This window comes from Paenibacillus dendritiformis (assembly GCF_015845845.1).
GTDB lineage: Bacteria > Bacillota > Bacilli > Paenibacillales > Paenibacillaceae > Paenibacillus_B > Paenibacillus_B dendritiformis_C.
Genome location: NZ_LDIG01000156.1, coordinates 19,962 through 34,905 on the forward strand (window position 1 = coordinate 19,962; position 14,944 = coordinate 34,905).

The window sequence follows — 14,944 nt, forward strand, 5'->3', positions numbered from 1 at the left end:
TTTGGCGGCTTGTTTTTGGCGGGCATTGACTTATAATAGGACGCAGCTTGCGGGAAAAGGAGACGGGGAAGAGCATTGGAAAAGGGGAGAATGGAGCAGATCGCAGGGCGGCTGCTCGAACGTTCCGGCCTGCCGGTTACGATCTCGATTGAGCGGCGGTTCCCGGGACATCGTCTTGTCGGCGGCAAGTACAGCATGAATGCCGGCGCGATTACGATGTATTCTGAAGTCATCGCGGCGCAATGCGTCCAGTTATTCGGCTCGCTTGACCGTGCCGAGGATTATTTCGCCGTCGTCGTGGCCCATGAGCTGGGCCATGCCGCGGACGGAGATCTGGAGAGGCTGTCCGCAGCGATGGATATGGGCGGCAGCCCGGCGGATATCCGGCGGATCGCGCTCCGGATCGAAGAGAATGCCTGGGCATATGCGGTGTCATTGCTTCCGAAGATCGAGGATGCCTTCATTCAGGCCATTATCGATGAATCGTTAAGGGCGTATCGGGAACCGGACGAAGAGCGAACCGCTTAGCATGGGTATCGGGAACCGGATTAAGCGCAAACCGCTAAGCATGGCGGAAAGCGTGAGAGGGAGCTTTGTCGTATCATTGAGGGTGTCCCATAGGCAGTGCGCAAGGATGCGGGGCAAGGCGGGATGTACAGATAATATAGAGGCAGGAAGACGGCGGAAGGAAAAGCGACGGAATATGGACAGGTTGAGACGAGGCTGTGTGACGGAGCTGGTGAAATGAAAATCCTGCGTGAATGCAGGAATTTACGCTATTTGTGGCCATATTTGATTAAATTCCTGTAAAAGTGCATTATTCTCGCCGATTTTTGTTTTCTATCTTTAGCAAAGCCAGGAATTCCTGCACTTTTGCAGGAATCCCTCTCACGGGCGACACCTCATAATGGAAAGCTGTATTTTTGCATTATTTCTGCAAGCCAAGCTTGGAGAATTAGGGGGGGTGTCTCATCACTGCAGCGAAACACTGCTGATGGGACAGCCCCTATTTTTATGCGCTAGGGAAACTGGTGCCTGCATGAATGTGAAGAAGCTTGATTTTTTTGCGGGCGAATGTTTCTGCCGCGGCCGTGCCGGGTAAATAGTAGGTGGCATGTCATCATTTTTCTTAAAGATCAGAAACTGATCGGAGGGTGGCGCGTATTATTTTACATAAAGGAGCTGACGATGAATGAAAGCAACGTTATGGGCATGGGGAATTCTGCTTGGTTTAAGCCTCCCTACGATTGCCGGGGCAGCCGGCAACTATTCTGCGGAAGAAGCGTTCCGGGATCCGAATACCGGAGCGATCTATTATAACGTAACACGGACAGACGACAAAGGCTTCGATCAGCGCGTCGTCGTCAAGACGACGGATGGGCAATGGAAGCAATGGGACGAGAAGATTCGCCGCATAGTTACGGGGGCGGAACAGAACGAGCCCCTGCTGGACACTACATATCAGGACAGTGTGCTTGGCGGCATGCAGTATGCGTTCGACCCGAATGATCAGGAAGTGGTGAAGGGCAAATGGTTCGAGCCTTCGCCGAACGGGGAATGGGGCTTGCATCAGCGCCGATATACCGTCACCGGCGAGCAGGGGGGAAGAAAAGCGGTATACAGCTATCTGTTGAAAAACAACAAAACCGGCGCGACGAAGGAATGGCTGCGGACGAATCAATACGCGCAGGCCACCTGGCTGCATGATAACCGCATCGTATACAGCCATATCAGCGAGAAAGCGAAGCAGGAAGAAATTCTTGTCTATAATCCGGCGAACGGCAAGACGGAAAGAGTGGTGCTCGGCAATCTGAAGGGGATTCATCCGGAATCCGGCCTGATCGTCTACTCGGAGAACAAGCCGGAGCGGCCGCTGTTCCTGTATGACTTAAGCAAGGGCGTATCGAAGCCGATCAAGGATTGGGCGGAAGCGGAGACTTATTTGCCGAAGCCGGCGGAAGCGAGAGATGCGACGGCCGATCTGCCCGAGGATTTCGACCTGGATGCGATTCCGGTCGAGAAGCTGCCGGTGAAGGTCCGCGCGGCTTATACGGTGGTGCTTGACGAGGCCAAGGTCGGCGTGCCTGTCGCGTTCGAGGAGCAGGGGCAGATGCGCATTCCGCTGAAGCCGCTCGCGGAGAGTCTCGGCTGGGGCATAGCGAAGCTGCAGGCGAAGGCTCCCGATTACCGGTTCAAGGTCACGAACGGAAGCAAGTCGGTCGTGCTGAACAGCGGCAACAGCCTGCTGCAAGAAGGAGCGCTGTATATTACGCCGGAAATTATCGGCAAGCTCGGTTACAAGTCGGTTCAGGTCCAGGAAGTCAAATCCTGAAGCGGCATACAGAAGGATCAGAGCGTCCCGACGCGGTTGGGGCGCTTTGTGGCATGCGCGATCCGGCATACGTTTTCAGCTTCCCTTGTCTTGATGAAGAGGCAAAAATTTGCTTATCCGATCACCTGAGCCTGATGCCGGTTCGAGCCGCGGGGCATAATTTACATGGGGCCATTTTACGGTATGAGAAAAGGACGGCAGAACGATGGCTGGTCCGGACTTGAAAACCGCGCAGCAATAGCTTGCCGTTGAGCCGGGACCTCCGATGCAATTTCGAATCCGATTCAGAAATGGAGATGACTTGGGATGCAAAAAATTACGACCTTTCTTATGTTCGAGGGACAGGCTGAAGAGGCAATGAATTTGTACACCTCATTGTTTCCGGATGGAGAGATTGTAAGCCTCGTTCGCCAAGACGGCAGCGGGGGAGGCCAGGAAGGGAAAGTGCTGCACGCCGTCTTTACGCTGAACGGACAGACGTTCATGTGCATTGACAGCAGCCTGAAGCATGAGTTCACCTTTACGCCATCGATGTCGCTGTTCGTGAACTGCGAGAGCGAGGAGGAAATCGATGAGCTGTATGCCAAACTGTCGGAAGGCGGGCAAGAGCTGATGCAGTTGGGTCCTTCCCCGTTCAGCAAGAAATTCGGTTGGGTCAATGACAAATTCGGCGTCTCCTGGCAGTTGAACCTGGACAACAACGGTTAATTATCCGCGGGATCGGAGATAGGTGACTGGCTCTGATCTCTTTTTTATATATTGTGATTTATTTCACATGTTATTATCCAAATTCATGTTATAGTAGAACCATAAAGAAGAGGGAGTGAGAATGATGAGAACCTTCAAAACATTCGACGTTCAGAAGCATGCCGATAACGTAACCCGCAATTACCTCCAACTGTGCTACATGTGCGATGACAATCACCGCTGCACGACAGAGAACGAGTGCAAGCGATGCTGGGAGGAGAACGGTGCCGTTCCGGAGCCACAAGACGACACGCGGGATTTGCTGCAAGCTTACTATGCGTAATCGAGGCTGGATTAAGAAATGATAGCTTTGCATACCCAACTATGTGAAAAGAATAACTTTCCAATTGCGATTCACCCCTTATAAAGGCCAACCTTTGCGCTTCCGCCAGAGGATTGGCCTTTTTGCCGTCCTCTTGGAGCCGGAAAGGGGCGAGCCGCCTGCCGTGGCGCACGGCTTGAAAAAGAGTGATACAATAGTAGAAGAAGATGAGCAACGAAAGGAAGGATCCCGATGCGCCAACGGAAGCAGCTTGAAGTATACTACGATGAATGGTGTCCGTTATGCGGCGGAATCCGGCGCCGTCTCGAACGATGGGATTGGCTTCATGCGCTCCGGTTCCGGTCGATTCGCGATGGAGAGGCGGTAACCGATATGGTGTCGCGGGGAATCTCGCCGGATGCGTTGGAGGCGCGGATGCATGTCAGATGCGCCGGAAGCGGCAAGATTGATTCCGGAATCGCCGCCGTGCTCCGGCTGTGCTCTCGCGTGCCGCTGCTTATGGCATTATGTCCTGCGGTCTGGGTCACGATCAAGCTTGGCTTCGGCGAGCGATTGTACGATTGGATCGCGTCCCGGAGGATGATCGTGCCTGCAGGTGGGTGCCTGGAGGACGGCTGTCATGTGAAGCGGGGGACATCTTCGTAACGTCCTGCCGGCCGGCGGTAGACGAATGAGAAGGGGGAAAATAGAAGACTGCGGCTCCAGACGCACTCCTTGCGGAAAGCAAAGAGGACGAATGGAGCCGCGTGAAGGTGAGACTAGACTCGAAAGATAACGCTTTCTTTTCGTTGCGCTTACATTTCCTTTTTTAATTGGCTGATCCTTCCTTGGCTAACGCCAAGGATTTTGGCGAGTTCCTTCTGGCTTGCTCCAGGATACTCTTCGAACGCTTCTCGGAGACGCTGGATCAGTTCGGATGTTTTGGCTCGCTTCTTGGCCTGGGGCTGAGGGGCAATAGGTGCCAAGTCTTGGGCTCCGGCGAGTTCCTTCAGGCAGGAAGAGCAAATGAATTGATCCTTGTAGTAAGTCACACTTTCCATACTCCGGCAGAACGTGCATTCCGTCGAAGTATATTTCCGCAGCACGAGAATATGATCATCCAGCACAAAAAACTCCACTGCATCTCCAATCTCAATGTTGCGCGCGTTGCGAATTTCAACCGGAATAACAATGCGGCCAAGGCTATCTAAGCTACGAATCATACCCGTGTCCTTCATCAGGCACCCCTCTCGCTTCTGACTATCATTTTTTAATAGTATACCAAATAAATGATGGTAAAAAAAGGCTTATTATCCTGTCAAAAAGTGCCATATATCGACAAGAACGAATAGTTCTTTATTCATTGGTCCGGCTCAATGGGGGACACAAGATGAGCAGGAGGGCAGACGGGAGCGGGGGATGAGAGGGAAGCTGTTCGGGCAAATTAATCGTATGCAAAGAAGGAGGCGGATGTGCATGAAAGCAAAGATTACTCCTTATCTCATGTTCCGGGGCGAGGCGGAAGAAGCGATGAACTATTATATTGACGCGTTCGGCTCCGGCGAGATCGTCTCGATGAACCGCTATGGCGAAGCCAGGAACGATGTGGAGCGGAGCATCGCGGAGGAGGACTGCGACAAGCTCATTCACGGGGAATTTATCGTCGGCGGCCAGACGCTCTATTGTGCCGACAGCACGGGAGCCGGGCAGCTTGCGGAGGAGCATCGCGTTCATCTGACGATTGCCTGCGGCAGCGAGGAGGAAATAAACCGGCTGTACGAGCGGTTGTCCGCAGGGGGACGCATTCTGATGCCATTGCAAATGACGTTCTGGAAGTCGAGGTTCGCGGTTGTCATGGACCGATTCGGCATTCGGTGGCAGTTGGACTTGCCGCAGCCTGCTTCCTCTTGAAGAGGAAGTTGGGGCTGAACGGGGAATATGGGCATATGTCCGGTCATACGGAGCAATAAAGTTCACATAATATATATTATGTATTATGAATAGACGTGAATAAGGCCGGGCAGTCAGAGCTTGCCCGGCCCATTCGCCGTTTATTGCATATGCTCGGCGATAAAGGTCAGTTCCCTCTCGGCAATCGTCTCCGACGACGCCGTTATCGTATACATTACGGTGTGTTCGCCCGCGCTCTCCATCCATTGCAGCATCTTCGTCTGTCCCTTCTCGCCCAGCAGGTTGCCGGCGCTCGTGCCGTAGAACCCATCCACGCAGCGGATCGAGACCTGCTTCAGAACATTCATGCCGCTGGTGCTGATTTTGACATCGACCTGATCGTCTCGCTTGGAGAACAACTGATAACGAACTTCGATCTGATCGTTAGCCGCAATGGCGCAAAGGAGTCCCGGCCGATCGAACGCAGGGGAGATGACAGATTCCTCGCCGGCCATCTGCGAGACGATGCTCTGCTGCCCGATCTCTGCCTGCTGCTTCAGCGACGCTTGAGTGCCATAGCAGTGCGATAATGCCATAGATATGCATAATACCCTGGAGCGAGAAAAGGCCCGAAGAACGGCTCTCCGGGCTTGTATCGAGTTAATTGTCTCTTTGAAAGGCTTCAATAGGGCGCCGTCTGATAGGCGAAGAGGGGAGATATTTGTTCGTCGCTGTAGGTTTGGTGGAAAATATGCGTCGCCGCAGGCGACATCGGCGGTATCAGCCACGTCCAATCGCCGGTCAGGGAACGGTTCGCTTCCGCCTCCTGCTGCTCGAACCGCTTGAACTGCTGGGCCGCCGTATGATGATCGACGATGCTGACGCCGGCTTCCTTGAAAGAGTGCAGCACGGCCGCATTCAGCTCGACCAAGGCCCGATCCTTCCATAGGGTCGCGTTGGAAGCGGTGTTCAGCCCCATGCGCGCCGCGACGGGAGGAAGCTGATGATAGCGCTGCTCATCCGCCAGATTGCGGGCGCCGATCTCCGTGCCCATGTACCAGCCGTTGAACGGAGCCGCTTTGTAGTCAATTCCTCCGATCTCGAGCCGCATATCCGCAATGATCGGGACCGCATACCAGCGGAGACCGAGCTCTGCGAACCAGCCGTATTCCGGATGCGTCAGCGGGACCTCCAGCACTTCTTCCGGCGTCAGCTCCACCCATTGCGGCGGTTCGCTGCCGGCTTGAACGACCAGGGGCAGGATGTCGAACGGGGTCCCCGCGCCCCGCCAGCCCAGCGATTCGCAGATCCGGGTGAAGCGGACCGAATGCGGATCGCCCCAGCGGCGGCCGTCTTTGTCATAGCCCGCATAGCGGATTAGCTGGTGATTCCAGATCCGAATCGGCTCGCGGCCGGGCTCGTCCGCCCGGAACACCGTCACCGTCGGCCGGATCTTGCCTCCATTGGTAGCGAAGGCGATATGCCTGCGCAGCGCTTGCAGCACTTCATCGGCCGTGGACGCTTCCCGCTCGTCGATGACCTGCAGGGACGGCCAGAACAAGCGGCCGATGCACCGGTTGCTGTTGCGCCACGCCATTTTGGCGCCATGCTCCAATTCCTCGAAGGTATGCGCATAGGTTCCCCGGGAGGCGACCTCCCGCTCAATCTCGTTCAGGCGCCGCTTCACCGCGGCCTCATCCTTGCCGAGCTCGTGGTAGCAGCGCACGATGAAGCTGGACGCCGCCTCGATAAGCTTGTCTTCCCGTGTTCGTGTGTCCGTCATATCTATTGCTGTCCTTCCTTCAATCCGTCGTCAATACCTTCAGCATATCATACCCGCCGCCTCATTCCCGTGACCGTTTCCGACATTTTCTTTACGGCTTCCATAGCGGCGAAGGGATGCCCTAGTCCAGGCGGCGGATGCGGGTCCAAGGAGAGCAAGCGCCGCAAGCGGGGCATCGGAACCGGTTCGCGTTGCCGACCAATTCAACTTATTGGTGACATGCAAGCTGTCACCAATGCCGTGATATAATGCAGACATCAGCAGCGAAAAGAACACAGCGAGAATCGGAAGGAGGCATCCGCCATGAAACGTTCGGACCGTCTGGCCGCCATTGTGATGGCGCTGCAAACGGGGACGGAAACCGCCCAGTCGCTGGCCGACAAGTTCGAGGTATCCAAGCGAACGATATTGCGTGACATGCAGGCTTTGAGCGAGATGGGGGTTCCCTTCTACGCCGCGAGCGGGCCGGTCGGAGGATACCGGCTGATGGATGGCTATAAGCTCCCGCCCTTGCAGTTCAGTCCGTTAGAGGCGATGACGGTCTTGTGCGCGCTCCAGGGCATGACCCAGCTTGCCGATACGCCGTTCAACGCGGAACGGTGGAGCGCCCTGGACAAAATCAAGCAGGCGCTTCCCGAGCAGGTGAGGAAGGAAATCGAACCGATCCTGGACAAGCTGATCTTGTCGATGCCGAAGCGGAACTACCGGGTCCCGATGCTGAACCGGCTTATGGAGTGCGCGGCTGAAGGCTTCTGGATTCGGGCCCATTACCGCTCGGCCAGCCAGACGCGCTGGCTGCGGCTCCGGCCGCTGCGCATCGTGAGCGCGCACGGCTTCTGGTATTGCGAAGCCTTCTCCCTCGATCATGGGGAAGAGCGCACCTTCCGGGTCGATCGGTTCCAGGAGATCGAGCGGATAGAAGCTGCGGCGGAGCTGGAAGCGGCCCGGCAGAAGCGGGGCCGCGTCAAGAAGGCGCGGGATGCCGGCGGGAACGAGATACCTATCCGAGCCCGCCTGACGTACCGCGGCGCGCTCCTGGCCGAGCAGGACGAGCATATTGGCGATCGGGTGCTCCAGATCGGGGAAGAGGAGTGGGAGGTCGAATTTGCTTGTCCGCGAAGCGAATGGGCGTGGGCGGTCCGCTTCTTCCACGGGTTGGGCCCCGACGGAGAGGTGCTTGCGCCGCCAGCGCTCCGCCGGGAAATCCGTGAACGGGCCGCACGCATGTGCGAACGGTATGCTTCGGATGAGCCGGCAGGGGAGCGCAAGGTTCAACAGACATCGAAGGAGGAAGAAAGATGAAGCAAACGATGATTGATACATACGACGAAGCGATCGGGGTCATCCGCGCCTGCGGCATCCTGCCGCTGGCGCCCTTAATTCCGGACCATCCCTCTCTTGCCGGCATTACGCTGCCCGAGCGATGGCATTCCGACACGGAACTGGATCCTTGGCGCTGGCGCGTCCGGTTCCCGGGCGACGGCATCGCGGCGTATGGCAAGTTCGTGAAGAAGAAGGCGATCTTTGTGGCCCGCGATCTGATTCTTCCCGTGAAGACGCTGCTCGGAAGCAGCCGCAGCATCGCGGAGCGGTACGGCGACGGCCTCGTGTCGAAGGCCGCCAGGGAGGTATATGCGAAGATCGAGGAGGAGCAGGGGATCGAGACGCGCGCGCTGCGGGCCGCGCCCGGCATGAAGGCCAAGTAGAGCAAGAAGGAATTCGATCAGGCATTGGCGGAGCTCCAGTCCGGACTCGATATCGTCATCTCCGGCGTCAGGGCGCCGCGGAACGAGGCAGGCGAGGTGAACGGCTGGAACAGCACCTGCTTCGAGACGCTGGAGCATTGGATGGAGGGCGCGGGGATTCCGTTGGAGCCGATGTCGGAGGACGAGGCGAGAAGCCGCCTGCAAGCGCGTCTGGGGGAGCACAGCAGTCCGCAGGCGATGACGTACTTCGCGAAGTTGTTCGGCTTTTGAATCATATTGTTAATAACATTAAATATTTAGGAGGTTTATTGAGATGGAGAAAAAATTCGCTTTGGAAGCCGCGGCCTCATTTCTTTATGCCAACGCCCGGCTGCTGGATCGGCGCCGATTCGAGTATCATTTTGCGGACGGCCGCGCCGAGGATGTGCTGGCCGCCCTGCGGGCTTATCAGAATGAGGATGGCGGGTTCGGCCATGCGCTGGAGCCCGATATCCGCTGTCCGCACAGCCAGCCGGTGCCGACGGAGATGGCGCTGGCGATTATGGACGAGATCGGCGTCGTGGATGCGGACATCATGGCGGGCATCATACGGTACTTGCGCAGCATCTCCGTTCCGGGCACCGGCGGCTTCCCGCTGGCGTTCCGGACGGTGAATGATTATCCGCATGCCCCGTGGTGGACGATCGAAGATGACAGCCGCGCTTCGCTGAACCCGACCGGAAGGATTATCGGCCTGATTATGAAGCAGCCCGGGTTGGAAGAGGTCAAGGAAGCAGACTGGTTCCGCCAAGCGGCCGAGTTCATATGGAGCCGCATCGGACAGCCCGATCTTCACGGCTTCCATGATCTGATTCAGTGCGTCACCTTCCTTCAGCATGTCCCGGATCGGGACAGGGCGGAACCGCTGCTGGCGCGATTGGATCGCGTCCTGCAGCAGCCGGGCGTCATCGAGCTGGATCCGCATGCGGAAGGCTATGTGCACAAGGCGCTGGACTGGGCTCCGACGCCAGAGAGCTACTGCGCGAGCTTCATCAGCCCGGAGGACTTCCGCCGGCATCTGGACGCATTGGAGGAGGGGCAGCAGGAGGACGGCGGCTGGACCATTAGCTGGCCGGCGGTCAGCGCGGCTTGCGAGCTCGAATGGCGCGGCAGCGTCACGGTCGACCGCTTGCTGACGCTTCGCAGCTTCGGCAGACTGCCCCGCTCCTGATCATAACGGCGTCCCCTGCCTTGAATGGGCAGGGGACGAACGACGCTATCACTGCTGCGAATGGATTCGTTCCAGCATGACGGAACGCAGCTTGACTTTGTCCGCCTGCCAAATCTCGATGAACTTCGAATTGCGATCCTTGATGAGACGGGAGGTCAGCGTCAGCTCATAGGTGCCGGGAGCGGGAATGAAGACCTCCGCCAGCCGGGAACGGACCTCCTTGTAAGGATACTGGCATGCCAGGGATTCGGTGACGATCGAATCTTCCAGCGGCACCGTCTCGATGGTCTCTCCGGCGAACGTGAGCCGAACGCCATCGGCATAGGAGTCGGCGAGCGCGGCATCGGCGCGCTTGAAGCTGATGAGCGAGAGCGCATAGGCGCCAGGCTCGGTAACCGCGATGTCCCACGCCGCCCGCCGCGCCGCCGCGGTCCCGTCGCCGAGGCCGTCCGCTTCCGTCACCTCTCCTGTCGTGACGTCAACTTTCAGCATGCCGGACGGGAGCACCGTGAATCCGGTATCGAGATCGTTCACGTCTTCGACTTCAAGCACGATGACGGATACCGCCCGATCCGGGGCCGTGTCCGGAAGGGACACGGAGAGCGTATGCCGTTCCGTGCCGCCATGATAGGTGTGGGTAAGCGGAAGCTCTCTTTTCAACGGATCGGCGAGGAGGTACGCCTTGATGACGCGGCTGCGCATCCCTTGCAGCTTCAACGGGCCGCGCGGCCACTTGTCATTGAATACGTGCAGGTAGAGACGTCCCGGCTTCGCCGTCACGGCTCCCCAACCGAACTCATACGGGAAGGGGCTCGCCGATGTGCCGTAGATCGCTTCCGCATTCCGTTCCGTCCACGCCCCTATCTCGCGCAGCCGTTCCGCCGCCGGCTCCGGAATCGTTCCTTTCGGCGAAGGACCGACATTCAACAGCAGATTTCCCCCCTTGCTGACGGTAGTGACCAGCTTGCGAATGAGGGAGTCGGCCGGCTTCCATGCTTGATCCTTCGGACAGTAACCCCATGTCTCATTCATGGTCATCGGCGTCTCCCACGGCCGGGATTCCTCTCCGTACATTGGCGTCTCATTGTCGCCCTTGGATTGATAATCGCCCATTCCCCGATAAGGGCTGACCCGGCTGTTAATGAGACAATCCGGTTGAAGGCGGCGCACATGGGCAACGATGTCCTCGCTGTCTTTCTTCGACAGCCCGCCCGCCGTATCGAACCAGATGAGGCCGATGGGGCCATATTCGGTAAGCAGCTCTTTGATTTGCGGCTTCACAAGCTCATTCCAATACGTATCGAATTGCTTCTCTTCCATTTTGTAATCCCATATGTTGTTGGCGAATTGATGTACCGAGTGCGGATGGTGCCAGTCGATGACATGCGAATAATAGAAGCAGAGGCGGATGCCTTCCTCCTGGCAGGCCTGCGCCAGCTCCTTCATCGGATCGCGCTGGAACGGCGTCGCATCGACGATATTGAACGGTTCGGCCTGAGAGCCGTACATTGCGAACCCGTCGTGATGCTTGGCTGTAATCACGATATATTTCATGCCCGCCTGCCCGGCCAGCCGGACCCATTCCTTCGCATTGAAGCGAACGGGATTGAATTGCTCTGCCAGCGATTCATATTCTGCGACCGGTATTTTCGATCCGTACATATGCCATTCGCCTTCGCCGGGAAGGGCATACAGTCCCCAATGGATGAACATGCCGAACTTTGCCTCCGTCCACCAGCTCATCCGCTCTGCCTGCTTGCGATTCGACTGTTGAACCGCCCCTGCCACATTCATTCCACCGCCTCCTTGACATGGATTAGGCACCGTACGGGCATGAATGCCGATTGAGATGCCCTCTTTCCCTCATACCTATTCGCTCTCCGCCGGTATCATCACTGTTGCGTCGCCATGCCCGGACCATTTGGGTTGAATTTCCAGCCGGAACAAGCATAAGGAGGCAGCCTTCACCGTGCCGAGATCCCTGATCTCCGATGAAATGACGGCGTCCCTCCATCGCGCGGCCTCGGGGAATGGTGCTTGACAAGCCCGAGCGGCAAGAGCAATTCGGACGGCACAAGGGTGGACGTTCTATTTCCGAAACTGAGGCAGGCAAATACGCCGTAACTAATTATCCTTCAGCATCGTCAGCAGCATATAGCCGGCCATTCCCCATATCAAGATGGCCGATCCTTTGTTCAGCCAGACCAGGCGCTGTCCCGTCGTATCCAGCTTGCGCAGCACCCTGCCGGCGATCGCCAGGGAGATGAACCATAACCAGGATACAAGCACCGCAGCGGCGGCAAATATAACCCGGTCCGTTCCCGCATACTGCAAGGAGCTCGTGCCGATGACTCCGATCGTATCCATAATCGCGTGCGGGTTCAACAGCGAGACCGAAGCGGTAAAGACCATTTGCCGCTTGATCGTATCGGCCCGATGCTGCCGCTGCGCGCCGTCTCCGGCCGTCTTCCACAGACTATACCCGATATAGAGGATAAACAGAAATCCGGCGGCGAACAGCACATTTTTCAGCCAGATCCATTGGAGCAGCAGCAGCGACACGCCTTGCACCGCCAGCACGATGAGCAGCGTATCGCATAAGGAGGCGGTAATGACGGCCGGCGCCGCCTTCCACAGCCGGGTGTGAAGCGCCCCCTGATTGAAGATGAACACGTTCTGAACGCCTAACGGGAGTATCAGTCCGAATGCCAGCAATATACCATGTACAAAAGGTTCCCACATCTGTTCCATGCTCTTCCTTCCTGTTGCTTGTTGCGTCTTGCGCAGGACAAGGTCAAGCATACCTGCCCGGCTTTGGGTTGTCACCGACCATTTGGTTGTGTCCGAGCCCAACCAAAAGCTATAATGGAACTGCGATGCGCAGGCTTCCGGCCTGCGGAATGCAGGGAAGGAGAGCGGCCGATGCCGATTACTTATAAGGCGGACTGGAAGCCGGATCCCCGGCTTCCGCTGCCCATCTACAGACAGATCGAGCAATATGTTCAAGGGAGGATTCGCAGCGGCGAATGGAGCATCGGCATGAAGCTGCCCCCGCAGCGGACGCTGGCCGAAGCCTTCGGGGTCAATCGAAGCACGGTCGTCACCGCGATGGAGGCGCTGATGTCGGAAGGATGGATTGAAGGCCGGGGCCGCGGCGGAACCCGGGTCATCGGCATTCCCGACGAGCGTGCCCGGCGCCCGATGAATCTGCCGGATTGGAACGCCTACGTCGAAGAAGGCGCGCATTACCCGAATCTGCCGATGATCCAGAGCATTAACCGGCTGGAGTTCGATCCGGATATCATCCGGCTCGGTACCGGGGAATTATCGCCCGAGCTTCTGCCGCAGGAGCAGATCCGCGAGCTGTTCGCTTCCTTGGCGGAGCGGCCCGTCCCCCTCGGCTACGAGCAGCCGCAAGGGGATGAGGAGCTGAGAGGGCTGCTGAGCCGGGAGTTATCCCGTCAAGGCATCCAGGCGTCGCCGTCGGCCATTCTCATCGTCTCCGGAGCGCTGCAGGCGCTGCAGCTCATCTCGGCCGGGCTCCTGGAGCGCCAGTCGGCCATCTTGCTGGAGAAGCCGTCTTACTTATATTCGATCCATGCCTTCCAATCCGCCGGCATGAAGCTGATTGGCCTGCCGATGGACGAGGCCGGGCTGCGGCTGTCCGAGCTGGAGCGGTGCTGGCGGACCTATCACGCTTCGATGCTGTATACGATTCCGACCTTCCACAATCCGACCGGAACGGTGATGAGCGAGACACGCCGCCAGCAGCTCCTGACGTTATGCGAGACGATCGGGCTGCCGGTGCTGGAAGACGGCGCATATCAGGAATTATGGCTTGATCGGGAGCCTCCGTCGCCGTTGAAATCGCGCGATGAGCATGGGATCGTCCTGCATGTGGGAACGATGTCCAAATCGGTCAGTCCCGGCTTGCGGATCGGATGGGTGGTCGGTCCGGAGCCGGTCATCGAGCGGTTGGCCGACATCAAAATGCAAACCGACTACGGCTCCAGCTCCTTGTCGCAGCAGGCGGCCAAAATGTGGTTCGCGTCCGGCATGCATGTGCCGCATCTGGACCATATACGCACGCGGCTGCGGGAGCGGCGCGACGCCATGCTGGCGCTGCTGGAGGCCCATTGGCCGGATATCGCCGACTGGTCGAGGCCGGAGGGGGGCTTCTATGTCTGGGTCAGCCTGAAATCGCCGATTCCGGTGCAGCGGCTGTTCAACCAGGCTTTGAAGCATGGAATCTTATTGAACCCCGGGGTGCTGTATGACCGTTCCGCCGTCCGGCGGCTTCGCTTGTCCTATGCCTATGCGTCGCTGCCTGAACTGGAGCATGCGCTCAAGCTGCTTCCGGAGCTGATTCGCGGGCGCTAAACGGCATGGTTCACATAAGAACATAATAAATGTTATGTAAACTTTATGGCGTTTAATAGGCGTACGATGTGAATAGGTGTTGATATTGGTCATTACTCGATGCCGCCATGAGCCATCCGGCAAATTTTCAACTAATTAATGGGCTCAAAACCGTAATCAGTGCTTGACGAAATAATCTCAGGCTGAAAATGGAAAAACATCTGCTAATCCTGTAATGTTGTAAGTCTCACCGAACAACAAAAAAGGAATAGACAGATGCAAAACCAGTATATCAATGAATTACTCGACATACCAGAGCTAAAAATCCGCCAAATCCTGTCCATCGATGCCGATGAACTTCACATAGAAGCTTTCCCCGTCAGCGAAAAGCAATGCTGTCCGTGCTGTGGGTCGGATCAAAATGTCATCCGCAAAGGAAGCAATGGCATACGGATCGTCCGACATCTTCCCGTGTTCGAGAAAAAAACCTATCTGCACGTGCCCTCCATTCGCATGTTCTGTAAACACTGCGAAGCCGGATTTGTATGGATGTATGAATTTGTCGGCCCCAAACAGCGCTACAGCAGTCTCTTTCGATTCCATACCGTTGAACAATCGCTTGGTTCTACAGCAGCGCATAGCGCTCGCATGCAGA

Annotated in this window: 15 protein-coding genes and 1 pseudogene; 11 read left to right on the forward strand and 5 right to left on the reverse strand. The window is 57.1% G+C overall.

Annotation, left to right across the window (positions count from 1 at the left end; all coding sequences use genetic code 11):
* The first annotated feature begins 75 nt into the window (after positions 1-75).
* From ABD76_RS15470 to ABD76_RS15490, 5 genes are all read left to right on the forward strand, one after another.
* A complete protein-coding gene (locus ABD76_RS15470; protein WP_197258160.1) occupies positions 76-528 on the forward strand; it encodes a hypothetical protein in 453 nt (150 codons plus the stop codon).
* 664 nt (positions 529-1,192) lie between these two features.
* Positions 1,193-2,332 (forward strand): hypothetical protein, encoded by a 1,140-nt coding sequence (locus ABD76_RS15475; protein ID WP_197258161.1) that lies wholly within the window; start codon positions 1,193-1,195, stop codon positions 2,330-2,332.
* A gap of 306 nt (positions 2,333-2,638) precedes the next feature.
* On the forward strand, positions 2,639-3,040 hold the full coding sequence (locus ABD76_RS15480) for a VOC family protein (RefSeq protein ID WP_197258162.1): 402 nt from the start codon (positions 2,639-2,641) through the stop codon (positions 3,038-3,040).
* A 121-nt stretch (positions 3,041-3,161) separates the two neighbouring features.
* A complete protein-coding gene (locus ABD76_RS15485; RefSeq protein WP_242069591.1) occupies positions 3,162-3,362 on the forward strand; it encodes a hypothetical protein in 201 nt (66 codons plus the stop codon).
* Positions 3,363-3,593: 231 nt separating this feature from the next.
* Positions 3,594-4,007, forward strand: coding sequence for a thiol-disulfide oxidoreductase DCC family protein (locus tag ABD76_RS15490; protein ID WP_197258164.1), 414 nt, complete (start codon positions 3,594-3,596; stop codon positions 4,005-4,007).
* 149 nt (positions 4,008-4,156) lie between these two features.
* On the opposite strand, the gene ABD76_RS15495 is transcribed toward ABD76_RS15490, so the two are convergent.
* Positions 4,157-4,579: an AbrB/MazE/SpoVT family DNA-binding domain-containing protein gene (locus ABD76_RS15495; RefSeq protein ID WP_197258165.1), complete on the reverse strand. Its 423-nt coding sequence runs from the start codon at positions 4,577-4,579 to the stop codon at positions 4,157-4,159.
* 238 nt (positions 4,580-4,817) lie between these two features.
* Here ABD76_RS15495 and ABD76_RS15500 point away from each other — a divergent pair, with 238 nt between their 5' ends.
* On the forward strand, positions 4,818-5,252 hold the full coding sequence (locus ABD76_RS15500; protein ID WP_197258166.1) for a VOC family protein: 435 nt from the start codon (positions 4,818-4,820) through the stop codon (positions 5,250-5,252).
* Between the two features lie 140 nt (positions 5,253-5,392).
* Here the strand turns inward: ABD76_RS15500 and ABD76_RS15505 are convergent, their stop codons facing one another.
* Positions 5,393-5,827, reverse strand: a complete 435-nt coding sequence (locus tag ABD76_RS15505) for a hypothetical protein (RefSeq protein ID WP_197258167.1) — start codon at positions 5,825-5,827, stop codon at positions 5,393-5,395.
* Positions 5,828-5,913: 86 nt separating this feature from the next.
* Positions 5,914-7,014 carry a nitric oxide synthase oxygenase gene (locus tag ABD76_RS15510; protein WP_197258168.1) on the reverse strand — a complete coding sequence of 367 codons (1,101 nt, stop codon included), beginning with the start codon at positions 7,012-7,014 and terminating at the stop codon, positions 5,914-5,916.
* Positions 7,015-7,317: 303 nt separating this feature from the next.
* On the opposite strand from ABD76_RS15510, the gene ABD76_RS15515 reads away from it, so the two are divergent.
* From ABD76_RS15515 to ABD76_RS15525, 3 genes and pseudogenes are all read left to right on the forward strand, one after another.
* Complete coding sequence (locus ABD76_RS15515; protein ID WP_197258169.1) at positions 7,318-8,316, forward strand: helix-turn-helix transcriptional regulator; 999 nt, start codon at positions 7,318-7,320, stop codon at positions 8,314-8,316.
* 8 nt (positions 8,317-8,324) lie between these two features.
* Positions 8,325-8,990, forward strand: a pseudogene (locus ABD76_RS30970) (AlkZ-related protein).
* A gap of 43 nt (positions 8,991-9,033) precedes the next feature.
* Positions 9,034-9,930: a hypothetical protein gene (locus tag ABD76_RS15525; RefSeq protein ID WP_197258170.1), complete on the forward strand. Its 897-nt coding sequence runs from the start codon at positions 9,034-9,036 to the stop codon at positions 9,928-9,930.
* Positions 9,931-9,978: 48 nt separating this feature from the next.
* Here the strand turns inward: ABD76_RS15525 and ABD76_RS15530 are convergent, their stop codons facing one another.
* Positions 9,979-11,724, reverse strand: a complete 1,746-nt coding sequence (locus tag ABD76_RS15530) for an alpha-L-fucosidase (RefSeq protein WP_197258171.1) — start codon at positions 11,722-11,724, stop codon at positions 9,979-9,981.
* Positions 11,725-12,054: 330 nt separating this feature from the next.
* Entirely contained in the window at positions 12,055-12,672 is a 618-nt protein-coding gene (locus tag ABD76_RS15535; RefSeq protein WP_197258174.1) for a LysE/ArgO family amino acid transporter, read from the reverse strand.
* A 180-nt stretch (positions 12,673-12,852) separates the two neighbouring features.
* On the opposite strand from ABD76_RS15535, the gene ABD76_RS15540 reads away from it, so the two are divergent.
* Together ABD76_RS15540 and ABD76_RS15545 are read left to right on the forward strand one after the other, a co-directional pair.
* On the forward strand, positions 12,853-14,310 hold the full coding sequence (locus ABD76_RS15540) for an aminotransferase-like domain-containing protein (RefSeq protein WP_197258172.1): 1,458 nt from the start codon (positions 12,853-12,855) through the stop codon (positions 14,308-14,310).
* Between the two features lie 255 nt (positions 14,311-14,565).
* A partial coding sequence (locus ABD76_RS15545) for a transposase family protein (protein WP_197258173.1) occupies positions 14,566-14,944 on the forward strand: 379 nt, incomplete at its 3' end.